This window comes from Granulicella pectinivorans (assembly GCF_900114625.1).
In the GTDB taxonomy this organism is placed as follows: domain Bacteria; phylum Acidobacteriota; class Terriglobia; order Terriglobales; family Acidobacteriaceae; genus Edaphobacter; species Edaphobacter pectinivorans.
In genome coordinates, this window is record NZ_FOZL01000001.1 from 3670607 (window position 1) to 3693937 (window position 23331).

General features: G+C 55.5%; 20 protein-coding genes. 9 read left to right on the forward strand and 11 right to left on the reverse strand.

The genetic code is table 11. From position 1 onward, the window contains the following. Positions 1-528 precede the first annotated feature (528 nt). The gene (locus BM400_RS14575) at positions 529-1812 is read left to right on the forward strand and encodes a hypothetical protein (RefSeq protein ID WP_141223947.1); all 1284 of its coding nucleotides are present in this window, start codon (positions 529-531) and stop codon (positions 1810-1812) included. On the opposite strand, the gene BM400_RS14580 is transcribed toward BM400_RS14575, so the two are convergent. From BM400_RS14580 to BM400_RS14595, 4 genes are read right to left on the reverse strand one after another with little or no spacing between them, the layout of a single operon-like run. Continuing rightward, positions 1802-2704, reverse strand: a complete 903-nt coding sequence (locus BM400_RS14580) for a glycosyltransferase family A protein (protein ID WP_089840048.1) — start codon at positions 2702-2704, stop codon at positions 1802-1804. The genes BM400_RS14575 and BM400_RS14580 overlap by 11 nt on opposite strands. Next, entirely contained in the window at positions 2695-3897 is a 1203-nt protein-coding gene (locus BM400_RS14585) for a glycosyltransferase family 4 protein (protein ID WP_141223948.1), read from the reverse strand. The genes BM400_RS14580 and BM400_RS14585 overlap by 10 nt, the downstream gene beginning before the upstream one ends. 23 nt (positions 3898-3920) lie before the next feature. Continuing rightward, positions 3921-5039, reverse strand: coding sequence for a glycosyltransferase family 4 protein (locus BM400_RS14590; protein ID WP_089840052.1), 1119 nt, complete (start codon positions 5037-5039; stop codon positions 3921-3923). Beyond that, positions 5036-5866 carry a polysaccharide deacetylase family protein gene (locus tag BM400_RS14595; protein WP_089840054.1) on the reverse strand — a complete coding sequence of 277 codons (831 nt, stop codon included), beginning with the start codon at positions 5864-5866 and terminating at the stop codon, positions 5036-5038. The genes BM400_RS14590 and BM400_RS14595 overlap by 4 nt, the downstream gene beginning before the upstream one ends. Positions 5867-6152: 286 nt before the next feature. Between BM400_RS14595 and BM400_RS22095 the strand changes: the two genes are divergently transcribed. From BM400_RS22095 to BM400_RS14630, 7 genes are all read left to right on the forward strand, one after another. Then, positions 6153-6545, forward strand: coding sequence for a serine O-acetyltransferase (locus BM400_RS22095; RefSeq protein ID WP_175529043.1), 393 nt, complete (start codon positions 6153-6155; stop codon positions 6543-6545). A 152-nt stretch (positions 6546-6697) separates the two neighbouring features. Then, positions 6698-7657, forward strand: a complete 960-nt coding sequence (locus tag BM400_RS14605) for a glycosyltransferase family 2 protein (protein ID WP_089840059.1) — start codon at positions 6698-6700, stop codon at positions 7655-7657. A 65-nt stretch (positions 7658-7722) separates the two neighbouring features. Continuing rightward, positions 7723-8745, forward strand: a complete 1023-nt coding sequence (locus BM400_RS14610; protein WP_089840061.1) for a glycosyltransferase family 2 protein — start codon at positions 7723-7725, stop codon at positions 8743-8745. After that, positions 8742-10265, forward strand: a complete 1524-nt coding sequence (locus BM400_RS14615) for a lipopolysaccharide biosynthesis protein (RefSeq protein WP_089840063.1) — start codon at positions 8742-8744, stop codon at positions 10263-10265. Before BM400_RS14610 ends, BM400_RS14615 begins: the two co-directional genes overlap by 4 nt. Before the next feature lie 174 nt (positions 10266-10439). Beyond that, positions 10440-11558 (forward strand): glycosyltransferase family 2 protein, encoded by a 1119-nt coding sequence (locus tag BM400_RS14620; protein ID WP_089840065.1) that lies wholly within the window; start codon positions 10440-10442, stop codon positions 11556-11558. 51 nt (positions 11559-11609) lie between these two features. Further along, on the forward strand, positions 11610-12956 hold the full coding sequence (locus tag BM400_RS14625; protein WP_089840068.1) for an O-antigen ligase family protein: 1347 nt from the start codon (positions 11610-11612) through the stop codon (positions 12954-12956). A gap of 1 nt (position 12957) precedes the next feature. After that, on the forward strand, positions 12958-14178 hold the full coding sequence (locus BM400_RS14630) for a glycosyltransferase family 4 protein (RefSeq protein ID WP_089840071.1): 1221 nt from the start codon (positions 12958-12960) through the stop codon (positions 14176-14178). On the opposite strand, the gene BM400_RS14635 is transcribed toward BM400_RS14630, so the two are convergent. Together BM400_RS14635 and BM400_RS14640 are read right to left on the reverse strand one after the other, a co-directional pair. Further along, complete coding sequence (locus tag BM400_RS14635) at positions 14175-14639, reverse strand: DUF6982 domain-containing protein (protein ID WP_141223949.1); 465 nt, start codon at positions 14637-14639, stop codon at positions 14175-14177. The two genes, BM400_RS14630 and BM400_RS14635, sit on opposite strands and share 4 nt — an antisense overlap. Further along, positions 14632-16098 carry a sigma-54-dependent transcriptional regulator gene (locus BM400_RS14640; RefSeq protein WP_245781881.1) on the reverse strand — a complete coding sequence of 489 codons (1467 nt, stop codon included), beginning with the start codon at positions 16096-16098 and terminating at the stop codon, positions 14632-14634. Before BM400_RS14640 ends, BM400_RS14635 begins: the two co-directional genes overlap by 8 nt. A 342-nt stretch (positions 16099-16440) precedes the next feature. Between BM400_RS14640 and BM400_RS14645 the strand changes: the two genes are divergently transcribed. Beyond that, positions 16441-17505: a sigma 54-interacting transcriptional regulator gene (locus BM400_RS14645; protein ID WP_245781882.1), complete on the forward strand. Its 1065-nt coding sequence runs from the start codon at positions 16441-16443 to the stop codon at positions 17503-17505. A 53-nt stretch (positions 17506-17558) separates the two neighbouring features. On the opposite strand, the gene BM400_RS14650 is transcribed toward BM400_RS14645, so the two are convergent. From BM400_RS14650 to BM400_RS14670, 5 genes are all read right to left on the reverse strand, one after another. Further along, complete coding sequence (locus tag BM400_RS14650) at positions 17559-18944, reverse strand: nucleotide sugar dehydrogenase (RefSeq protein ID WP_089840080.1); 1386 nt, start codon at positions 18942-18944, stop codon at positions 17559-17561. After that, the gene (locus BM400_RS14655; RefSeq protein ID WP_089840083.1) at positions 18941-19996 is read right to left on the reverse strand and encodes an SDR family oxidoreductase; all 1056 of its coding nucleotides are present in this window, start codon (positions 19994-19996) and stop codon (positions 18941-18943) included. The genes BM400_RS14650 and BM400_RS14655 overlap by 4 nt, the downstream gene beginning before the upstream one ends. A 77-nt stretch (positions 19997-20073) precedes the next feature. Continuing rightward, the gene (locus tag BM400_RS14660; protein ID WP_089840086.1) at positions 20074-21450 is read right to left on the reverse strand and encodes a sugar transferase; all 1377 of its coding nucleotides are present in this window, start codon (positions 21448-21450) and stop codon (positions 20074-20076) included. Positions 21451-21468: 18 nt separating this feature from the next. Then, positions 21469-22392 (reverse strand): CpsD/CapB family tyrosine-protein kinase, encoded by a 924-nt coding sequence (locus BM400_RS14665; RefSeq protein WP_089840088.1) that lies wholly within the window; start codon positions 22390-22392, stop codon positions 21469-21471. Further along, entirely contained in the window at positions 22389-23330 is a 942-nt protein-coding gene (locus BM400_RS14670) for an ExeA family protein (protein ID WP_089840091.1), read from the reverse strand. The genes BM400_RS14665 and BM400_RS14670 overlap by 4 nt, the downstream gene beginning before the upstream one ends. Between the last annotated feature and the right edge of the window lies 1 nt (position 23331).

Consider the following 23331-nt stretch of genomic DNA (forward strand, 5'->3'; position numbering starts at 1 on the left):
AAGGCGTTATGCGTACTGGTTCTTCTTTCGACCTGTAGTTCCCTGTGTGCGACAACCTGGTATGTACGTCGCGATGGAGGCACGCGTTATTCGACGCGGATGCTCTCGGGCCAGTGTGATGGACGAGCAGACAAGCCCTATCCGGGCACGGGAACCAATCGGGCCTGCGCCTTCAACGATGTTCGCCTGCTTTGGCAGGATGGATCGTATACAACCACAAGCGATGCCTCCTCTTTTCCAGCGTACGGATGGATTGGTGCAGGCGGCGATATCTATTTGATTCGCGGATCTCTGCGCGATGGGGTTTCGTACCGGGTGGGTTGGAACAGTGCTTCGGGCGCGTTGGACAACGCATCGAAGATGTACTGGGGCATTCAGGGGGATCCATATGCCTCCGGTGCGCCGCCGCCACCGTCAGGATCAGAAGGAGCGCCGACAAGGATTTTGGGAGAGAACTTTGCGGCGTGCCACGATGCCTCCGCAAAGACCCAACTACATGGCGGCTATGGAGTGGCCGCGGTTTTTAACATGCGTGGATCCTCGCATGTTGAAATCGCGTGCATCGATGTAACGGACTTCTCCGCGTGCGGCACTTCGGGCCAGCGCAATGGATGCAATCGCGAAGTCGGCAAACTGTCCGACTATGCGAGCAACGGCGTCGCCTGGTCGAATGCTTCCACGCATGATGTACTCGCCGATGTTCATATTCACGGGATGGCGGCTGCCGGCATGGTTGGCCCTACCGGCGATGGAACGGTGTTTCGAGATCTCGATCTGCTGGGTAATGCTGCAGCAGGCTGGAACGCGGATGCAGGCGACGGCAAGACGGGCAGCGGTTCCCTTCTTGTTCAACACTTCCAGATCGGCTGGAATGGCTGCGCGGAAGAGTATCCAGTGACGCATCCAGCGCCTTACCAGGATTGTACCGATGACAATGCCAGCGGATACGGCGATGGCTTCGGCACCGCGACGGTCGATAGCAGTCCCGGATGGCAGGTGCGCTTCGACCAGGGATCGGTGTACAACAACACGCAGGACGGCCTGGACGCCTTACATCTTACTGGCGCGGGTTCGAGCATGACGGTGACCCATACGCTAGCCTACGGCAACATGGGGCAGCAGTTGAAGGTGGGTGGAAGCAGCGGGACGATGACGGACAATGTTATCTATACCAACTGTAACGCGCTGCGCCAGAAGATCCCGGGAACGCCCGAAGGCTTCAACGCGCATCTCTCGGACTTCTGTCGAGCCGCGGATGCGGGCATCAAGATCACCGTCAATGATGGGAGTACAACGGTCTTCGAGCGGAACATCGTGTATTCGGCCTCCGCGACCGCGCTCGAGGTGGACGTCAATGCTGTTTGCGCGGCTGAGACATGTCTGATTCGGCAACAGAACAATGTATTCGTCGGCTTTCGCAACAATGCAGCCAATGGCTATCCTTCCGGCGGTACCGGCGACTACTCCAATCCCATCTATGCGCAGGATGCCACCAAAGCATATCGCAATGCCGGCAGCCGCTTTGACCACAACACGACATTCCACGCCAAGAAGAACTGGCCATGCCCCGCGCGGGATCTACACGAGACGCATGCGGTATGCGAGGATCCGCATCTGGTCGATGAGACATGGCATCTCTTCGGCTTCGGCGACACCAAGCCGACTGGCGTGGTGTCACCAAGCGGCACGGACAAGGAGCAAAAGCAGCGGGCACCAGCGAAGCCACTCGCCTACCGATATCTCGGGGGTGCTGTGCTTGTTTCGCTCGCAGCGCGCGGGTTCGTGCTGCTCCGCAAGAGACTCAACGCTTAGAAGACGAACGCAGCACACAGAGCAGAAGTGACGCCGCAGTCCGGATGTTCGACGGATCCATGGGGCACAGAAGGACAGCATGAAGCGAACTCACAATCGCGGCAGAAGGTTTTGCCTGCCCCTTCAGCGTGTCCGCGCGCTGCTTATAGGCGCGAGCCATCGCGCTCTGCCTGGCAAAGAAGCCACATCCCGGTGATCCATAATGCTTGCGGATGAAGCGGAGCTGAGCACGTAACATACGATCGGCGTCAGCAGACATGGAGCCTGGGTAGATCCTGTAAGAAGCAATGACTTCACTCACAACAGCGACCTCGTAACGGAGCGCGATGCGGAACCACAGGTCACGGTCTTCGCTCGCACGCATCGACTCATCGAAGCCGCCAACGGCCGCGATGCAGCTTCTCCGGAAGGTTATGGTCGGACAAGGAAGCTCAACCGTGCGCTTGTAAAGAGCGGGCGCAATCCTTCCCTGCGCGTCGACTGGATTGCCTTTGAAGGTGTCAAGCAGCTTTCCTTTCGCGTCGATCCGTGTAATCAGTCCATAGGTCAACCCGATCTCGGGGTGTTCTTGAAAGGGGGCCAGCGATGCTGCGAGTCGATGCGGCAACCATAGGTCATCCGCATCCAGTAAAGCCAGAAATTCGGCAGAGGACGCCCTCATCGCAGCATTACGGGCGGACGGGAGACCACGATTTTGCTGGCTGATGAGGAGGAATTTATCCCCGAGACTTGCGCTGTAAGCGGCTGCAATAGAAGCAGTCTCATCCGTGCTACCGTCGTCGACGAGCACGATCCGCCAGTCCTGGAAGGTCTGCGCGATGACGCTCTCAATCGTAAGAGAAAGATATGCCGCGGCATTGTAGGCGGGGATGATGATGTCGACTACCGGCATGGCTCCTCGGATCGTTGCGAGAGGCCGCACACGTCGTCATAGACCTTCGCCGTGCATGCAGCGATGGAACGCCATGAGGCGTCACCGAAGTCCAGGGCGCTGATCCGGGCCGCGAATCGATCGCGCATGGTGGAATCCTTTAGAAGCGTGACCAGTGCGTTAGCCAATTGATCACGATCTGCGGGGTCGACCAGGAGAGCGTTTTCGCGGTCAAGAAGCAGCTCTCGAAACACTGGCAAGTCGCTTGCGACGATCGCCTTTCCAAGTGCAAGGCCCGTCGCAAGGGCACCGCTCGTCGTGATGGCTCGATAGGGGTACACCACGATGTCGGCTGATCTATAGCGGACGATGAGCTCTTCAGGGGAGATGAAGCGGAAGTCCATCATGACCCTTTGGAGACTGAGTGTGTTCACCTGCGCATGCAGGGTGTCGAGTAATTCGGGAGCACCTGTGCCCACGATATGAAGCTCCGCAGAGATGCCGGAGGCTTCGACCTGCTGCCACGCATCCAGCAGAAGGTCCACGCCTTTATACGGAAATACAATACCCTGCCAGAGGACGATGAGAGGGCTGCCGGCGGTGGTGTGGATCAGGGGATCGGCTACGGGCAGGTCATAGAAGAAAGGGCCGTGCGGGATGACCGAAATATCGCTGGGGGCAACGCCGAACTCAGCCACGAGCCGATCTTTGACGATAGCCGAATGGCAGATGATCGCATCAACGCTCTGGTACAAGCTCTTGAAGAGCGTTTTGTGGAGTTCCGCCGTATCGTGTGGGAGAAGATCGTGAATAGTGAGAATGATCTTCGCGCCACGTACCCTCGCGAACCGGACGAGCCAAAGATCAAACGGCAAAGACCAGCGAAGCATCGGAAGATACTGCACATGGATGACGTCAGGGCAATGAACGAGAAAGCGCACCGCGAGCACCAGTATGTTCAGCATCGCTTCAAACAGTTTGAAGATTCTTCTGGGTGTCCGCGACAGGTTCAGCTTCCCGACCCTGTCCGACAGCCCCGGATTGAGAGAAATGCCACGCGCTGCGAAACAGGATGGGTCGAGATAGTAAGAGATGGAACCGACAGTGAGCGATACGCTGTGGTTCAGCAGTGCCTGCGAAAGGTATGCGGTGTAATAGGGCACCGTCGCCAGGAGGTCCATCATAAAGACGCTCGGCCGCATGCGTGTCTTCAACTCTCCCCTGTCTTCGAGCACGGTCAATGCGCACCAAGCTTTTCACCGATGCTCCGTGCATAGAGTGCTCTGTACTCTGCCGTCATGCGCGACGCCGAGAACTCTTTTGAGACAAGCCGTCTGGCAGTATGACCGTAGCATGTACGGATGTGCGGATCGCCCAGGAGACGGAGCATCTCACGGGTCAAGGCTTCTACATCCTCCGGAGGTACAAGCGTGCCAGTACGACCGTTGAGAATCATCTTTGGGACTTCGCCGACTGCAGTCGCGATCACGGGAAGGCCACTCGCCATTGCCTCCAGCAGGCCAATCGGCAAGCCTTCCTGTCGCGATGACGACACAAGCATATCCAGCGACGCGTAGAAGAGTGGCATATCCAAACAGCGTCCGAGTAAACGAACGTTCCCTTCGATATGCAATTCGTCGATCAAGCACTGGAGTTCCACTCTGTCCGGGCCGTCACCGGCAACGCTGAAGCGTACATCTGGCAAGACCTCAAGGACGCCATGTGCCGCGCGCAGGAAAACATCGATTCCCTTCTCTCGTGTAAGACGCCCGCCGAGGCCTATGTGCAAGGTGTGTTCTGTGCCTATCCCACCATCCCGTAGTGGGATGGAGAGGAAGGGGTTCAGGTCAATTCCGTTGCGGATAAGCCATATCTTTCGCGGCAGCACACCAGCATCCTTCAGCCTCTCTTCGACCGCCTGTGAGACTGCCACCACAGCAGTGTACTGGCGCAGTACAAGGCGATCGATGATTCCGTAAACACGTGCAGCCATATCGTTGTCGTACCAGGTATGACATGTGGAGACGAGAGGCAGTGATGACGAGCGAAGTGCGAGCCATGCATAAACATCCGCCTTATACCCGTGGGCGTGAAGGACATCCGGGTCGGAGGTCTCAATCAGAGCACGAAGGCGACGAGGAACCGTTCGATCCAGTGGACCTGAGCATTCCAACACATGGGATTTCACGTCCATCTCGACTAGGGCTTCGTGCAGTTCAAGATTCGGACGCGGCAGATTTCCAAAGACAACCACCTCGCACTGGTCTCCACCGGCATTCATGTTCCGGCAGAGACTTAGGATGACCGATTCCGCTCCGTACAGTCCGCCACTACTGATGAGATGGAGGACCTTCATGCCTTGCTCACCGCATCGGCATCCGGCTGCTTTCGGTTGATCATGCTCCAGAGTGATGCATAAAAACGGTCGCCCAAAAGCTTTTGAAGAAACGCCTTTAAAACGTATTGCCTTTCAAGACTTGTCAAAGCCCCACTGCGCTCGTCGAAGAGCTTCTGCAGATAAGTGTTCGTCATGCTTCCACGAACGTTCACGCGGCCAATAACACCTCCAGAGAGATGCGTTCGCGGCTCCGAGGTATACAGCCGTGTATAGCCGGCTTGATGACACGCCTTCAGGACGCGCTTGTCGTAACGGCCACCGGGAAAGGACATGCTATCAATTGCGCTCCCAAGCCTATCCTCGAGGACAAGTCGCGCAACACGAAGCTCCTGATCCAATTCGACATCGCTACAATGCGGAAGAAGAGCGTGGCTCCAGCCATGCGCCCCGATAGAGTGTCCCGCTTCCTGCAAAGCTCGCAACTCGCTCCAACCCATATAGCCCGTGCGGGATCCCGTCCAACCCGCTGTGATGAAAAAGCTCGCTTTCACCCTCTGCTCGGAGAGAAGAGGCAGCGCATGCTCGAAGTCGGAGATGTGGCCGTCGTCGAAGGTAAACTCCGGACGTGGACCCGCCTGCACAGATTCATCCGCACACAAGAGTGCAAGATGCCCGGCAAATTGTTGCGTGGTGACGATGTAGGAGTACTCGCTCTCGCTCTCGCGCAGTTCATGGTAGAGAAGGTGAAGGCGGCGAGGTTGGAGCTCCGACGCACTAAGGTCGCTACTGCGCATTCGTATGCCGCTCTCTCTTTCCATCACTGTCAGTAGCAAGTAGAGGGCCAAACGCCGATTGCAGCTTGCCACCTTCCGGGAATGGTATGGTAGGCAAGTCCGAGTGCTACTCGGTCACTTCCATGGGGTCATAGCGAAGGGAGCGGGCATAGTGGATCTTTGGGAGATCGTACGAGCGGATGCCTTCCGGTACCACGGCGCAACCGGCATCAGAGGCATTCTTGTGGCGTATTGGAAGGATCCGGGGTTCCGCTTCTCCTACTATCTGCGTAAGGTGGGGTTTTACCGGGAGCGCAGGAAAGGCCTGGGAATCTTCGGGTATCTCTACAATCGCGTCTTGCTGAACCACTATCGCTTTCGCTACGGCTTCGACATCTCTCCCGCAACCGTTATTGGCAAGGGACTCTACCTCGGCCATTTCGGCGGGGTTGTCATCAGTCCCTACGCAGTGCTTGGCGCGAATATCAACATTGCACAAGGCGTCACCATTGGAGCAACAAGCCGGGGTGAACGGGTTGGGAGCCCGACACTCGAAGACCGCGTATGGGTCGGAGCAAACGCAATTCTCGTGGGGAAAATTACGATCGGGCGCGAAGCGCTCATCGCTCCGGGTGCGTATGTCAACTTCGATGTGCCCGCATATTCCGTTGTGTTGGGCAACCCTGGGAAAACTATTTCACACACCGGTTCAGCGGGTTACGTGAATCGTGTTCTTGAAGACAAACCGTAACGGCAGAAGCGAAAACGCTATACTGGTCTTGATGGAATGGGCCACGCTGGCGCTGAAACATACTTCGCGCCTGGATGAGACCGCACGATCCTTCGAGCATCTCCCCAGTCTCCGGCCATGTTTGAGCGTGCCACACGAAAGTTGCAGCACCTATGTTCCGATCAACCGTCAGTGTTGTCATCCCTGCCTATAACGCACAAGCATGCCTGCGTGAAACGCTGGAAAGCGTACTCGCGCAAAGCCGACAGGCTGATGAAATCATCGTCATCGACGACGGCTCCAAAGACGCCACAGAAGCAGTCGCGCGATCCTTCGGAGATCGGATTCGATATATCAAGCAGCAGAATACGGGCATCGCAGGAGCTCGAAACGCGGGGATTCGAGAGGCTTCCAGTGAATGGATCGCTTTTCTCGATCACGATGACCTGATGTTTCCGCAGAAGCTTGCAGTGGAGATGCAGGTGGCTGAATCCCGCACTGAGCTTATGGTCGTCTACTCCGCCTTTACCTTTCTCTACAGCGACGGCAAGAGACACGAGATGCCTTCCTTTCCAGCTCAAGAGCTGTGGCCGGCCCTGCGCTACCGAACACCCATTCTGCCTTCTACAGCGCTGGTACGACGATCTGCCTTGATTGAGATTGGCGGTTTCAAAAACGTCTACTGTGTCGATGACTGGAGCTTGTGGTTCCGGCTTGTGCAGCGGTACTCAAAGGATGCTTTCCAGGAAGTTGCGGAGAGTTTGACACTCTATCGCTGGTGGGAAAACAACGAGAGCAAGAATGTTCTTCCTATGACCGGTGCCGCGCTTTCGCTGTTGGATACACTCCTGCTCTCTGACCTGAAGGGTATACCCAGGGCGATGTGGAAGCGGCGTGTTGAAGCGCGTCTCTTCTACCGACTTGCCGTTGACCTCCGCGAAGCAAATCACGAACGCTATTGGGAGTTCGCCATTGAGTCTTTTCTTCGCTGGCCGCTCTTCGGCAAGATCGTGCCCGCCTATCGCTACAAAGTGCTGGCACACATGCTCTGGACGCGGCTGCGTCACTTTCACCTTGACTTCAGATACTGGTGGCCTCGTCGCAAATCCCGCGAAGGTCTCGCCCGCGTTTAGAAGGGCAGTTCGTTCAACTGCCGCTTTCGTCACCCAACAAGGAAACGTGAAGATACGTATCAAACATGCCTACTGTTAGCCTCTGCATTCCGACCTACAATGCCGCACGTTTCATTGCCGAAGCCCTTGATAGCGCGATCGCTCAAACCTTCGACGATATCGAGGTGCTTGTGGTGGACGATGGCTCAAAGGACGAGACGATTGAGATCGCTGAACGATATGCTCGGCTGGATACCCGAATCAGTATCCACAGAAACGCGCAAAATCTTGGTCTACCTGGCAACTGGGATCGTGCGAGAGAATTGGCTCGTGGCGAATGGATCTTGTTTCTCTTTCAAGATGATCTCTTCGCACCACGTTGCGTAGAAGAGATGCTGGCCACAGCACGGCGCACGTCCGCAACTCTCGTATGCTGCCGACGCGAAGTCTCCTTCTTTCCCGAGGTTTCGCCCGATCAGCGTAAGAAGTTCACGGCCTATATGCGGGCTCTTGAGTTTGCAGCTCTGTTCCCAGGTAGAGACTTTATCCATGCGCGCGAGTTTTCATCACAGGTCGCGCGCACCCCCCTGTCCAACTTCGTGGGAGAACCGAGCTGCGTCATGCTGCATCGTGACGCACTCGAAGAGTTCGGCCGTTTCAATGCCTGCATGATTCAACTGGTAGATTTCGAATATTGGACGCGCATTGCTACCCGCCGCGGTATTGCCTACGTTGACGAGCCACTCGTTACCTTTAGAGTCCACGGAAAATCCGCAACCAGCACCAACGCGCAGAGCACGCTCCGCAAAGACCGGCTCGACGGCATCATCCTGCTCCATGAGTTTCTTCATGCTCCCGCATACGGTCCGTTGCGTTCTTCACCGCGAAACTATTTTCTTCTCTCGATGCATTATTTCGCCCGTATCGGACAGCTTAAACGGTCCGATGCGGGCCGCGATCCACAGGATCCCAGCTGGACGGCTGCCGTCGACTACTATCCCCCCCTGCAGCAGCGCACAGCCTGGAGCAACGCTGGCGAGTGGCTGTACCGCGCCTACCAAGGCATCAGACATCTGCACCCAAAATCCGCGAACGGAGCCAGTCAATGATCTCTCTCCGCAGATTTACCGGGGGCGTGGTGATCGGTTGGGTGTCCACCTTTCTCTCCATCGCAATCGGCCTGTTCATGTCCCCGTTCCTGATCCACCATCTTGGCGAAGCCGGATACGGGGTGTGGGTTTTGGTGCAGTCCACCGTCTCATACATGTACTTCATGGACCTCGGTCTCAGAACCACGGTCGTGCGGTTCACCGCGAAGGCACAAGCCCGCGGTGATCATCAGGAGGTCAGCCAAGTTGTCTCTGCAGCACTCTGGCTTCGCCTCTGGACTGCCGCCGGAGTCATGGCCATCGCTCTCTGCCTCTCGGCGCTCTTGCCGCACATCTTTCACATCCCGACACAATATGAGACAACGGCACGCGTTGCGCTTGTGCTTGCCGCAACCACGCTTTCGTCCACGCTGGTCTTCAGTGTGTTCACCGCTGTCCTGTCCGGCATTGGATACTTCGATCTTCTGGGACTACTGGAGATGGTCCAGGTTACGCTGACCAGCCTTGGCCTGATTCCCATACTGAAGAGTGGGCATAGCATCATGGCGATGGCCGGATGGCAACTGTGCATCGTGCTGACGATCAACATCGTTGCAGCAGTAGCGTGTTTCCGCGTCTGCCCCGAGTTGCGCATCCATCTGCATCGCCCTCCGCCAGAACTCATGCGCTCACTATGGAGTCTCGGCCTCTGGGTTCTGATCGGAAATGGCGCAGGCCAACTGATCCTTTACACCGATAACGTTGTCGTGGGGATCTTTGTCACGGCATCCGCAGTCAGCTACTATGCAATTTCGGCCAAAATGGTTGAATATGTGCGACAGATCGCGTTCTCCGTTCTCAAATTTTTTATGCCGCTCGCAAGCTCTTTTCGAGCGCTCGATCAGTTTGATCGACTCCGGCAGTTGCATGTACGAGGAACACAGCTTGTGTTACTTGTAACCTACCCCATTGTCATCACATTGGTCATTCGGGGCGACACGCTTCTTTGCCTCTGGATTGGAGATCGCTTCTCCGTAGAGGCCACACGCGTTCTACAGATCCTCGCCATTGCGGCGGCACTCATGCTCGCAAATGCCAGCGTCAACGGCATTGCGCTTGCGCTGGACCGGCAGAAGACGCTCGCCATCGTCACACTGGCTGAAGGACTCGCAAACCTCCTCCTAAGCTTGATTCTGGTGAAGCACATCGGAGTGCTGGGCGTGGCCTTTGGCACTATGATTCCAACCATTGCAACGTCACTTTTCTTCTGGCCGCGCTATCTCTGCAAGCTGGTGCACATGCCAACGTTCGTCTATGTCCGTGATGGATGGCTCAGACCTGTTCTTGCCATGTTGCCTTTTCTCTTTGTCTCTCACTGGGCGGAGATGCACTGGCAACCAGCAAAGCTAATGGGTTTCGTGCTTCAGACAATGGCTCTTCTCCCGCTGGCGGTGATGGGAGCCTTCGTGGTGTTTCACCGCGAGATTCCTAAGATCCGGATCATCATTGCGAAACGGCGCGGTCAGGCCGCCGTGAACTGACGGTTACCGTCATGTCGATAAGAAAATGTTTGGCATCAATGAGTAAATATTTTCCCATTGCTAACGTCCAGGCGCGCCGCGGAGACCGATCAACACCACGGCAAGGACCATTTTCAATTGGTCCGCTGATTGCATGGTCTCAGGGAGAAAGCGAAATCCGGCGATAGACGCCAGATGGTGAATGTGATGAAGGTCGTCTTCTGGGTCTCAGCTGCGTGTGTCTTTTATACCTACGCTGGCTATTATCTTCTGCTTCGGATTATGGCTTTCTTCCATCCGCGTCCGGCGCATAAGGCAACCGTGACGCCCTCCGTTTCGATCGTCATGGCTGTTCACAATGAGGAATCGCTTCTTCCGAACAAGCTCATCAATCTGCGCTCGCTTGCTTACCCGCCAGACAGAATCCAGATCGTAGTCGTGTCGGATGGATCGACGGACAGAACCGCGATGCTTCTGCAGCGTGCGAGCGACGTCACGGCGGTCCTACTGGAAGAAGCTGTCGGCAAGGCATCTGCACTCAATGCCGCGGTGCGAAACGCGACGGGCGATTTGTTGGTCTTTTTTGACGTACGCCAGACCGTCGATCACGACGCACTCCAGGAACTGGTCTCAGGTTTCGCGGATGACTCGGTGGGCGCGGTGAGCGGCGAGCTTCTCCTTGAATCATCCCCTGGTGTGCCGTCAGGTGATGCACTTGGCATCTACTGGAAGATTGAAAAGTCGATGCGAAAGTTTGAGTCGCTTTCAGGGTCTGTTGTCGGAGCCACGGGAGCTATTTATGCCGTACGGAGAGACCTTTACCGCGATCTCCCAGAGGGCACGATTCTCGATGATGTGCTCACTCCCATGAATGTGATACGCGCGGGCAAACGTGTCCTCTTCGAGCCGGGGGCGATCGCTCGGGATCGTATCTTCAGTCAGCCAGGCAAGGAGTTCTCACGCAAGATCCGCACATTGACAGGCAACTATCAACTTGTGCAGTTGGCTCCATGGCTGCTCTCACCAAACAACCCGCTTCTGTTTCGATTCATCAGCCATAAGCTGTTCCGCCTCGCAGTTCCCCTCTGGCTGCTGCTTATGCTGCTTACGTCCGCGTTCGCCGGCGGTGCACTCTACCTATCTGCTTTTATCCTGCAATCGCTTTGCTACGCAGCCGCAGGATTAGCCATCGTGATGCCCGCATCTCGAAAGATGAAACTCGTGCGCATCGCACACACCTTCCTTATGCTGAACGCCGCCGCGCTTTCTGCGTTCTATAACTTTGCTGCGGGGCGAAAGAAGATTTGGGTTTAGCCCAACTCGTAACATCGCTCGCTGTCTGTGGCGGTGCGAAGGAGAAATGGAATGGGAACAGGACTCGGACACTACATCCCATTCGTGGCCTATCTCGGCTTTTGGATCATGATTCTCGCCTCTCTCACAGGCCGGCCAATCATGGGCTTGTACTACATGATGCCCTTTATTCCATATCGCACCATGCGGGATAGATTTTCCGATTATCCCCTCGGCGGCAATATGCTGACCATCCTGGTAGTCGCCGTGATCCTTGGCGCACTGCTCAAAGGCAACCGTCTTCCGAAATCGAAGCTCTATCTCACTTGGTTCGTCTTTGCCTCTTATCTCTATCTCTCTATGTGGATGGGCACAGCGATGAGCCATGCACCTGCACCGATTTGGCTCTCAGACATCAACTTCGTCACGTGGAAGGATTACATGCTTCTCCCTCTGCTGATGGTTGCGGCCGGACTCACCATCGAAACCCGTCAGGATCTGAAGAGACTAGTCATTGTGACGGCAATCTCTCTCTTTCTGGTCGACAAGAATGCGCTGGCTGAGAGCCTCTCACGCAGCATCGACAGTTTCGACGAAAGCAAGCGCGGTACAGGTCCACTTGCATACGGCTCGAATCAGCTCGCCGCGTTCCTCGCCCAGTTCGCAATGTTCTTTTGCGGATTCACTGCCTTCGTTAAGCGCAAGAAGATCAAGCTTGCCGGCTATGCGCTCGTCGCGCTTACGGTCGTCACAACGATGTACACCTTCTCGCGCGGATCATACCTGGCCCTAATCTTCTCCTTCGCAGTCCTCGGGGTTCTAAAGAATCGCAAGATGCTGATCGTCCTCGCGATCTTTCTCATCACATGGCAGTCGGTCGTGCCAAAGTCCGTGACGGAGCGAGTCAATATGACGAAGAACTCTAACGGCGCCCTTGAGGCATCCGCACAAGAACGAGTCGACCTATGGGAGCAATCCAAACAAATGTTCTTGGCGAGTCCGGTATTCGGAATGGGCTACGCGACCTTTCAGTTGGGCGAGCACACCGCCAACCTGAAAGACACGCATAACTGGTATGTCAAGGTGCTGGTCGAGACGGGAGTGATCGGCGGGGTCATCGCAATAGTGATGCTCTACCAGATGCTGGGTGCAGGATACCGTGTCTTTCGGAATGGCCGGGACCCGCTTTATCAGGGCATCGGACTTGGATATCTTCTTGCGGTATGTTCCTGTTTGATCGCAAATTGCTTCGGCGACCGATGGACCTATGTGGAGATTAATGGTCTGCTTTGGATACTGACGGCTGCCACGTTGCGAGCCACAGAGCTAACCGCAGAACTAGCTGACGGCCCCGAACCGCTGGGCCTGAAACCCAAACAGCCCATCTTGTCGCGTGCCCCGCATCTGGAGTGGAACTGACATGATGGAAGATTCAAATGCATCGATGCAGTGGTACCCATTTGATGGACCGATTCAACTTCTAGCGTCATCACGCACGCATCTCGGTCGACGGCAGAACGACGGGCTTCCCCATGTTCTTCTTGTGCTCGACCAATTTCCCAAGATACTCGGCGGTGGCGAAAAGATTGCGCTTCGCATGGCGAAACTTTTGCCTCAGTACGGTTACCGCGTGTCCATCCTCACGTTCGATGTCCATCCGGAAAGCTCCCTCCTTCAGGATCACCCCCCATGCCCGGTCTTTCTGCTACCCCTTACGAAGACATACGACTTTCAGGCATTGCGCGCGGCTCGAGCTCTTGCAAAATTAATCCCCGCGCAGAACATTCAGCTAGTACAGACATTCTTTGAGAGCTCGGATCTGTGGGCAGGTCTCATTGTGAAGGCATTCACGAAAGCAAAGCTGATCTGGAGCCGCAGAGATATGGGCATCCTCAGAGGCCGCAAGCACCAGATCGCATACAGGCTGATGTCAAAGCTTCCGGACAGAGTCTTCGCGGTGTCCGACAAGGTCCGCACACATGCGATCAAGATCGACCGAATAAAGCCTGAGCGGGTAGAAACAATCTACAACGGCCTTGATCTGAACGATGGCCTCAGGCATCCCGATCGACGCGCCAACGCTTCTCTCTCGGTCATTACGGTAGGCAATATCCGTCATGTTAAAGGCTTCGACGTTCTGATTCAAGCCGCTGCAATCATTGTCAAGAGCGTCCCGCATGTTCACTTCCGCATAGCTGGCGGCGTACTTGAGCCAGACTGTTTCAAAAGACTCACCACCATGATCGCGGATTCTCATCTGGAGCGTCATGTAAGCTTCCTCGGAAGCGTGACCGAGCTTGGACCGTATCTTAACGCGAGCAATCTGTTTGTTCTACCATCGCGAAGCGAAGGATTTTCAAACGCCATCATCGAGGCTATGGCCCACAGCCTACCCGTCGTTGCAACCCGAGTGGGCGGCAACGACGAGGCTGTGGAAGACGGAGTGACTGGATATATCGTTCCTTCGGAAGATGCTCCGGCATTGGCCGAAGCCCTCATGCGAGCACTTCAAAATCCCCTCAGCTCAGAAGAGATGGGTGCCCGTGGAAAGCTGAGGGTCTCAGAAAGATTCACGACAGCCGCGATGATGACTCGCACCGCGGCTGTCTACAACCGTTTGCTCGGGCGCCCCTTCGTTTAGCCGAGCCGCTCGAGATGTTGCAGCGACTCGGAGGCAGGGCGAAGACCGAGGATTCGAAGATCCGTGAGGCTTTCCTTGATCACATAGATCAACCAGTTATTGCCCTCCGGATCCGTTGGAATCATGAAGAACCCCGGATGGCTGACGAAGCTGCAACTATTGCGGACAAGACCTTCGATCACCTCTCCATCGCGAAATACGACCCGTACCCAAAGGCAGTCAAGCGGTGGGACGTCATCGTGGAAGCGCAGGTCCTCATGAGGTTTGCCGGTAAAGGTCTTGACAAAGAACACACATTTCGCACCAACGAGCGAAATCTCTCGCCCCGGTTCGGTCTCTTCAGAGCGCATCGGGACACTAAATAGCTCGTGCCCCAGTTCTTTCGCGGGAGGCCACTCTTCTTTGTCGACGTAGCCACGTACTGCTCGATCCCCATATTGAATGATCACTTTATCAGGCACGGAGAGCCCGTCCGCCCATGTCCAATTGGTAGCCTCTCATCTGCATGGAGCTCGGTGCAAGGTTGTACTGCTTGATCTTGTAGAGAAGCGCCTTATAGCTGATCTGCAAAGACAACGCCGCCGCCCTTCGGTTCCATCCTTTTGCCTCGAGCACCTGGGTGATTGCGACGGATTCGGCCTCGCCCTTCAGATCGCGCACCATGTCTTTCAGTCCGCCAAGATGAGTGATATTGCCGACAGCAGCCGCACGATCCGCCGAGATGCCGGGCACGGCACGAACCGTCACCTCTTCGATAATTGACTTCTCATCTTGCATCACAAGAAGGCGATTGATCACGTTCTCAAGCTCCCGCAAGTTGCCGGGCCAGGAAAACTCCGTGAACAACGACATCAGCTCCGATGATACGGACATGGGTTGCAGGCCGTACTTCGCCGCTCCCTTCCGCATGAAGTACGAGACAAGGGACGGAATCTCCTCCGTTCGCTCACGAAGCGGGGGGAGCACCAGGGAGATGCCGTTCAGGCGGTAATACAAGTCCTCGCGAAAACTCTTCTGAGCCATAGCCTCCTTCATGTTCACGTTGGTCGCCGAGATGATCCTCACATCCACACGCATGGACGTGCGGCCTCCAAGCCTCGAGAAAGTGCCATCCTGAAGGACCTGAAGAAGCTTGGCCTGGAGAATCGCCGGCATTTCGCCAATCTCATCGAGAAAGATTGTGCCGCCATCGCAGGTTTCAAACTTGCCCGGCTTCATCTTGGCAGCTCCTGTGAAAGCTCCCTGCTCGTAACCGAACAGTTCGCTTTCAAGAAGCTCCGCCGGCATGGCCGCGCAATTAATCTTCATGAACATTTTCTTGCTGCGACGCGACATCTTGTGGGTGTACGTCGCCAGAACTTCCTTGCCTGTACCGCTCTCACCGAGAATGAGTACGGGGATATCGGAAGAGGCTACAAGCTTGGCCTGGCCTTCAATCTCGCGCATGCGTTTACTGGAGCGCACAAACGACCGGTCGTCATCGAGAGGGATTTCGGTGGCGTGCTTCGGGTCCGTTTGTAGTGAAGGCAGCAGCTTACTAAGGACCTCTTCCAGATCGCCCTTGACCAGCGGCTTGAGAAGAACCTCTGTAGCTCCGAGCCGGAGGAAATGCTGGTAATCGGACACTTGGTTCGAACAGGAAAGGGCAACAACGGGTACTTCGGAGTGCGCAGCGCGCAATTCGCTGAGGATGGGAAGAGATACATCCGCACCTTCCCAGCTCAGCACGACCAATCCCGGAGATTCCTCTGATCCAAGTTTTTCCAGGAAACAGCGAGCATCCGTGAAGGCATGAACGGTGTATTGCTTTCCCACCATTCTTTTGAGGTAGTCCAATACAGTCTTGTTGGATTCGAAGAGAAAAAGCGAGGGTTTACCGGGGAGATAAGTTGATGCAGAAAGTGCTGGGTGAATCTTCAAAGATTGCTCCTATGCGAGCTTCACCGTACGTACAGGATGTGAAAGGCCCATGTTCTCGTTCTTATATTGGACGCTAGTATCGAGAATTTAGCTGCATGCGATGCGGCCATTTTGCACCATTCAGTACATGTTTTCCCACACCTGCGAAACGCTCTCTGGAAGCTTTCGTCCGATATCGCCGATAAGCCTCGCTAACTTCCGAAGTCACAACGCATTGGCCGAGGAAACACCCTCGAGCCGCATTGGCCTCTCACGTGCAAGTACAGAATCAGACTCCATCGAATGAACACGAGGACTGCACAATTGGGCACTATGCCACAGCAACACTTTTCGGATGATCAGATGCCAGACGATATGCCGCCCCTGAAAATCGTATTCGGATCTACGCCGGAAATGGTATCCATTCGCCAAAAGCTTGAGTCCGTCGCGCCGACAGAAATTCCCGTTCTGATTCAGGGCGAGAGCGGCACGGGAAAGGAAGTGTGCGTGAGAATGATGCACGCGTTTCGTGGCAAGACGGGCGGCCAACTCGTCAAGGTCAGTTGTCCCGCAATCCCTCAATCTCTGCTCGAAACCGAACTCTTTGGGTACGAGAAGGGCGCATTTACTGGTGCGAACTCGACAAAGAGGGGCCGAGTAGAACAAGCCGATGGCGGAACACTCTTTCTGGATGAAGTTGGAAGCCTCGACGTGACCGTTCAATCCAAACTGCTCCAATTGCTGCAAGACGGTACATTTATGAGGGTAGGCGGCCACGATACAAGATCGATCAGGACGCGTCTCGTCACGGTCGCCAATGGGAATCTCCAGGACCAAGTGAGAGACGGCTCATTCCGTCTGGACTTTCTGTATCGCATCAACGCGATGACGATCGATATCCCTCCGTTACGTCGGCGCCTGGGTGACATTCCCGAAATCGTCGATTACCTCCTCGAGCAGCACGCGCACGCATTCCGCATCTCGCCTCCGCCGCTTTCCCGATCGGCGATGCGATGGATGCAGCAGTATCAGTGGCCAGGCAACATCCGGCAACTCGACAACCTGGTCCGCAGCTATGTCCTGCTTGGCGATGAGGAGAGACTAATCGCGGAGTTGAGTCATGAAGAAACCGACGAACGTGATCCGATCGCCAATCTCGATGTCAGTGAACCGATCTCACTGAAACAAGTCACAAGGCGCGCTACGCACAATCTAGAGCGCCAGATCATCATGCGGGTCTTGCGGGCAAACAGTTGGAACCGTCAGAAAACCGCCAAATGGCTAAAGATCAGCTATCGATCTCTCTTATACAAGCTCAACGACAAGGGTTCTGAACAAGACGCCGACAAGAAAGCGCCATCGCCGGTCACGGTCTCCAAGGTGCCATCCCGCTCCGGTACTCCCACTGCCGGCCCTAGGCTTCTATAACCTTGCGGATGGGCTATTGAAGTGCCTCTTCAACAGCCCATCCGCGGTGCGAGTTAGCAAAGCACGATCTTGGTAGAGGCAATCCCCTTCGTCGCGTTACGCGTATCCACCACCAGCTTGGATTCGTTCACGATCTGCTGATAATCGTAGTCTGAGTGATCTGTCACGATCAGTACGCAGTCGTATTGCGACAGGTTGTCCAGCGGCGTAGAGGTCATGTTCAGGTTGTAATGGCGGCCACGACCCACGGTGGGATGGTAGGGATCGTTGTAAAGAACCTCCGCTCCCTCAGCACGAAGCAACTCGATGATGGTCAGCGACGGAGACTCCCGCAGATCATCGATATTGCGCTTATAGGACATGCCAAGCATGAGGATCTTGGAGCCGTTCAGGGCCTTCTTTTCCCTGTTCAGTGCTTTCGCAACCTGCTGCGTTACGAACTCAGGCATCCCCTCATTCACCTCGCCGGCCAGCTCGATGAACCTCGTATTGAAGTCGTACTCCTTCGCCTTCCAGCTAAGGTAAAACGGATCGATTGGAATGCAGTGTCCCCCAAGCCCCGGTCCTGGATAGAAGGGATGAAAGCCGAAAGGCTTCGTGGATGCTGCGTCGATGACCTCCCAGATGTTGACATCCATCCTCAGACTCAAAACCTTCAGCTCGTTGACCAGCGCAATGTTGACGCAACGATAGATGTTCTCCAGCAACTTGGTCATCTCGGCAACTCGCGTTGTCGAGACACGCACAGCCTTCTCGAAGATCCCCTCATACAAGGTAGCGGCCATGTGAGTCGCAATAGGATCATGACCGCCCACCACCTTGGGAATGTCACGTCGAGCAACGGTCGTGTTCCCCGGATCTTCCCGCTCCGGAGAGAACGCAACATAGAACACACCTTCCCCGGTGGCAGCTGCGACGTTTGTTTGCGCGCGCAGGCCATGCGGATTACCTGACTCTAGCAATGGGATCAGCACATCCTCCGTCGTACCGGGATAAGTTGTGCTCTCAAGCACAACCAGCTGCCCTTCCCGGATCCAGGTGGCAGTGGCACGCGCGGTGTTCTCGATATAGCTCAGATCCGGTTCGCGATGACTGGTGAGCGGTGTCGGAACACACATCAAAATGGCGTCCTGCTCCGCAAGTCGCGAAAAGTCAGAGGTCGCACGAAGACCTTGCGCTCGTGCGGCTTGAATCTCTTCTTCGGGGATGCGAAAGATGTAAGAACGGCCCGCCTCAAGATCGCCGATCTTCTTCTCGTCGATATCGAATCCTGTGACTTGAAAGCCTGCTTCGGCCAGCAGCAGGGTAAGCGGAAGCCCCACATAACCGAGGCCTATGACACCGATTCTGGCTGTCCGCGCCTGAAGGCGTCCCAAGCGTTCAGCCGCACTTGAAGACAAAGAGGATGCGTCAAAAAAAATCGTGTTGTCCAGGCTCATCGAACTCCTTCATACGCTTGCATCACGTGCTGTGCTTCCTTCATATCGTTCATGCGGCCCAGATCGAAAGCCGGTGTTTCGACGGACGTCATTTCGTGCTCGATGGCAGAGCGAGACTCTGCAAGATACCAACGCACCGTCTCTTCAAGCCCAGCCCTGAAATCAGTCTTGGGTCGATACCCGAGCTCGATGCGGCCTCGCTCGATATTCGCCAGCGAATGCTGTACATCTCCCACGCGCGCGGGTCCATACTTCGCATTGTCTTTGAACTCCAGTAGCTCTGCGAGGGCGCAGTATAGATCGTTCAACGTGTGGCTGCAGCCCGTACCCACGTTGAACACCCGGCCAGTCGCGTACTGCTTCGGAGCGTCACACGCGAGGAGATTCGCACGCACAGCGTTGTCGACAAACGTGAAATCCCGGCTGGTAAGCCCATCGCCGTTGATCATGGGCGTATCGCCGGCCATCATCTTGTAGATAAATTGAGCGATGACACCTGAATACGGAGAGTCCGCGGCTTGGCGCGGCCCATAGATATTGAAGTAGCGCAGGCAGATAGCTTCCATGCCGTAGACCTTGCAGAAAGACTGCATGTAGTACTCGCCTGCAAGCTTCTGTGCAGCGTAAGGTGAAAGTGGATTTGGGCTCATCTCCTCTTGTTTCGGCTGGACGGGCTGATCTCCATACGCCGACGATGACGCAGCATACACAATGCGTTTCACCTTGGCGTCACGTGCCGCGAGAAGAACATTCAAGGTTCCGTTGATGTTGGACTCGTGCGAGGCAAGAGGATCTTTTACAGAACGTGGCACAGATGCCAGAGCTGCCTGATGAAGAACATAATCCACTCCAATGCAAGCCGCATGTAAAGCGTTGATATCCTGAATGTCGGCCTGATGGAAAGTAATCGACGAGGCAATATCCGCGATGTTTGCCAGGCGTCCGGTCGACAGGTTGTCGATCCCGCAAACCTGATGACCCTGGTTGACAAGAGCATGCGCAAGGGTAGAGCCAATAAATCCGGCGATGCCGGTAATGAGATAGCGTGCCATGCAGTTCCTCGTATGACTAAAAGCGGTTGAACTTGCGGTTGGTTTTGTTGGCAAAACAGAAGGATGCAGATGTCAGGTCACTGTGCGCCCCGTCGTCGTACGATCGTCTTGATCGTCTCGAACATGATCAGCAGATCGAGGCCCAGCGACATGTGCTTTAGGTAGTAGAGGTCGTGTTGAAGCTTTTCCTTTGTCTCTTCCAGCGTTGCGCCGTATCCGTAACGCACCTGGGCCCAGCCTGTAAGACCAGGTCGAATCAAGTGCCGCAAGTAGTAGAACGGAAGCTGCTCTTCGAGCCACGGCACAAACTCAGGACGTTCCGGCCGAGGCCCGACAAAGTTCATGTCGCCTCGAACTACGTTCCATAACTGTGGAATCTCGTCAAGGCGAGTCTTCCGCATGAACATGCCAAAGCGTGTTACCCGGGGGTCATTCTTCGTCGCCCATTTCGCCCCACAAGACTCCGCATCCGTAAACATCGAACGAAACTTGATTACCTGGAATGTCTTCCCGCCAATACCAATGCGAGTCTGTCGAAAGAAGAGTGGTCCTCCCGACGTGCATTTCACAAGAAGCGCAACGATGGGAAACACAGGAAGAAAAAGAAGAAGCCCCACGGAAGCGGCAACGGTCGAAACGATGTTGCGCATCATCTGCTGCGAGGCGCGAATGCGAAAGCCTTCGCTATAAAGGAAGTTGCTCGGACGCAATCCATCCAACTGGATCTTGCCGGATAGCTTCTCGTTGAGTTCGCCGACACCTTCCACGGCGATCCCCTGAAAGCGAAGCATGAGAAGCTCCTGCACTGGGAGCTCACCGCGCCCATCCTCAACCGCAACGATGATGCGCTGCAAAGCGTGCTTCCCTTTTGAAAGCCGGTCCAGATCCTGGATCCAGGTTTCCTTGCGCTCTTCTTTATTCAGTTCTGCACCAGACCAGCCGACCACTTCCATCCCAATATCGGAGCGTGAACGGATGGTCGCGACGATGTTGTGAGCCTGTTCTCCTGCGCCGAGCACGTACACTCGTTCCCGAAACTGGCGATGACTGAGAAGCCAGTCGTAGGCGTTGCGCCAAACAATCAGCACTGGAGTCAGAAGCGCGAATCCAAGTGCATACACCCACTGTGAAATCATCACAGCCGGATAGAGAAAGATCACGAGCGCCAAAATGAAGCAGTCGAAACCGAGAACAAGCAGGATGCGGAAATAGATCTCGGTACGTCCCGATACGATCTGAGGTTCATACAGATCGAAGTAGTACGACAGGATGAGGCTGAGCGCGGTGATGCTCGCGATCTTGGCTCCCCCCGACTCATACATAATCGCGATGTACGTGTCGGGTCCGAGCAACGCAAGCGTCGCAATAAGGAAGCATCCAGCCACGAGGAACGCTTCGCAGACGAAAAGGCTCACCGTTCGTTTTGGGTAATACACGTTCAGGAAACGGAACATCGTGTGGAGTCACTCCCGTTAGGTCGTCTGCTTGCCCGGCGCGTCGTAGCCGTAATAGCCGCCGCTCACCGGAGGGTCGGAGACTGCGTTCAAGACAATACCCAACACGTTGCTGGCCTTGAGTTGAGAGAGCGCTCGCTGTGCCGTTTCAAACTTCGTCACACCGCCACGCGCGACGAGCAGGACACCATCGCAGGCGTGTGCGAGATTGACTCCATCTGCAATGACATTCACCGGTGAAGAATCGACGATGATCCAGTCGAAGAAGGCAGACGCCTTCACGATCAGTTCTTTGAAGCGGTTATTACTCGAAAGGTCCGCCGCATTGTCTGCATCTCCACCGCCCGCTATGAACGTCAGCGAAGACAACGCGGAAGGCATACCGTCGCTCGCGTGGGCTCTTTGCATGACATCGAACATGGATGCGTTGCCGGAGAGATAGTCTGTCAAACCAGGCTCGCAGGGTGCCCCGAGAAGTTTGTGGAGCGAACTCCGTCGCATGTCTCCGTCGATCAACAGAACGCGATTCTGTTTTCTGCGCGCCAGAGAGATGGCAAGGTTTGCTGAGACGAAACTTTTACCCTCACCGGGCAGGCCACTACTCACCAAAACAGTCTTCAGCACACCAAGATCACGAAACTCTTGAACGCGAGAGCGCAAGGTGCGAAATTGCTCTACGGAGGCACCGCGCTCTCCAAGAGCCGGAAGCTGGTGAAGAAGAGGCTTCCAACGTTTGACCGCGATCTTCGCAGGATCAGAAGGCAAACCGTTCAGAACAGAAGATGCAACCACATCCACATCAGGCCAGCCGGGTCCCGCCGACAGCTCGGCATAGTCTCTCTCTCGAACTGGTAGCGGGACAGTTGTCGCTTGCGAAACTTCATCCTTCGTTGTCAGGCGCTCAATCTCAGCGCGCAGCAGTGCTTCATAGATTTTGCTCATAGGTCTCGTCTCTCGCCTTCAGTCCAGGTGGAGAGGCGTTTTGCGTTGATATTGGAAGAGAGCGGCGAATGGTCGTGAGTCAAAGGATCGCCATCGCCTTGATCGAAAGCGCTCAGACAGGGTGATGTCGTGAGCTCAAGATCCAGATCCTGAATGACAGCCCCGACCAGGGCCGCGGGGATGCGCAGCAACTCCTCGACATACGCGAGAATCATCGAGTGTTCACAGATCAGGTTGATTACTCTGGGGATTCCGGCACTCGCACGGTGGATCAACGTGGCCGCGTCCTCTGTGAATACAGGCTGGACAGCCCCTGCAATCTTCAACCTTTCTTCGATATAGGAAACCGTCTGCTGGTGGGTAAGCGCCTGCGTACGGCACCACAGTGCAACCCTCTGCCTTAGCTGGCGAAGATCATCCTGCTTGAGCTTTTCCTCGAGCTCGGGTTGTCCCGAAATAACGATCTGCAGCAGTTTCTCCGATGAGGTTTCCAGGTTCGTCAGCAGGCGAATCTCCTCCATCAGATCGCACGAAAGATTCTGAGCCTCGTCAACAACCACGACGCAGGTCTGACCGTGCCAGAATCGCTCGATCAGCCAGCGATTGAGTTGAATCAGCATGCCTGACTTCGTTCGTGCCGTCGGTGATAGACCAAAATCACAGAGAACAAACTCCAGGAAATCGATGAAGTCCATTCGTGGGTTGAACACGAAGGACGTTAAGACCAGTTCCGGGTTGAACGAGTTGAGAACATGCCGCAACAGTGTCGTCTTGCCGGTGCCGACCTCACCCGTAAGAACGATGAAGCCTTTCCGCGTGGTGATACCGTACTCCAGCGCAGCCAATGCTTCGCGCGTATGCGGCATCATGTGGAGAAAGCGCGGATCGGGGCTCCCACTGAAGGGGTTGCTCTCAATCCCAAAGAATCTCTTGTACATC

What these genes read in the sequence shown, in the direction of transcription:
- BM400_RS14610 (WP_089840061.1), top strand. Translation starts at nt 7,723, where the DNA reads ATGCCTACTGTTAGCCTCTGCATTCCGACCTACAATGCCGCACGTTTC.
- BM400_RS14650 (WP_089840080.1), bottom strand. Translation starts at nt 18,944, where the DNA reads ATGAGCCTGGACAACACGATTTTTTTTGACGCATCCTCTTTGTCTTCA.
- BM400_RS14605 (WP_089840059.1), top strand. Translation starts at nt 6,698, where the DNA reads ATGTTCCGATCAACCGTCAGTGTTGTCATCCCTGCCTATAACGCACAA.
- BM400_RS14660 (WP_089840086.1), bottom strand. Translation starts at nt 21,450, where the DNA reads ATGTTCCGTTTCCTGAACGTGTATTACCCAAAACGAACGGTGAGCCTT.
- BM400_RS14580 (WP_089840048.1), bottom strand. Translation starts at nt 2,704, where the DNA reads ATGCCGGTAGTCGACATCATCATCCCCGCCTACAATGCCGCGGCATAT.
- BM400_RS14630 (WP_089840071.1), top strand. Translation starts at nt 12,958, where the DNA reads ATGATGGAAGATTCAAATGCATCGATGCAGTGGTACCCATTTGATGGA.
- BM400_RS14590 (WP_089840052.1), bottom strand. Translation starts at nt 5,039, where the DNA reads ATGAAGGTCCTCCATCTCATCAGTAGTGGCGGACTGTACGGAGCGGAA.
- BM400_RS14670 (WP_089840091.1), bottom strand. Translation starts at nt 23,330, where the DNA reads ATGTACAAGAGATTCTTTGGGATTGAGAGCAACCCCTTCAGTGGGAGC.
- BM400_RS14655 (WP_089840083.1), bottom strand. Translation starts at nt 19,996, where the DNA reads ATGGCACGCTATCTCATTACCGGCATCGCCGGATTTATTGGCTCTACC.
- BM400_RS14645 (WP_245781882.1), top strand. Translation starts at nt 16,441, where the DNA reads ATGCCAGACGATATGCCGCCCCTGAAAATCGTATTCGGATCTACGCCG.
- BM400_RS14665 (WP_089840088.1), bottom strand. Translation starts at nt 22,392, where the DNA reads ATGAGCAAAATCTATGAAGCACTGCTGCGCGCTGAGATTGAGCGCCTG.
- BM400_RS14625 (WP_089840068.1), top strand. Translation starts at nt 11,610, where the DNA reads ATGGGAACAGGACTCGGACACTACATCCCATTCGTGGCCTATCTCGGC.
- BM400_RS14620 (WP_089840065.1), top strand. Translation starts at nt 10,440, where the DNA reads ATGGTGAATGTGATGAAGGTCGTCTTCTGGGTCTCAGCTGCGTGTGTC.
- BM400_RS14615 (WP_089840063.1), top strand. Translation starts at nt 8,742, where the DNA reads ATGATCTCTCTCCGCAGATTTACCGGGGGCGTGGTGATCGGTTGGGTG.
- BM400_RS14575 (WP_141223947.1), top strand. Translation starts at nt 529, where the DNA reads ATGCGTGGATCCTCGCATGTTGAAATCGCGTGCATCGATGTAACGGAC.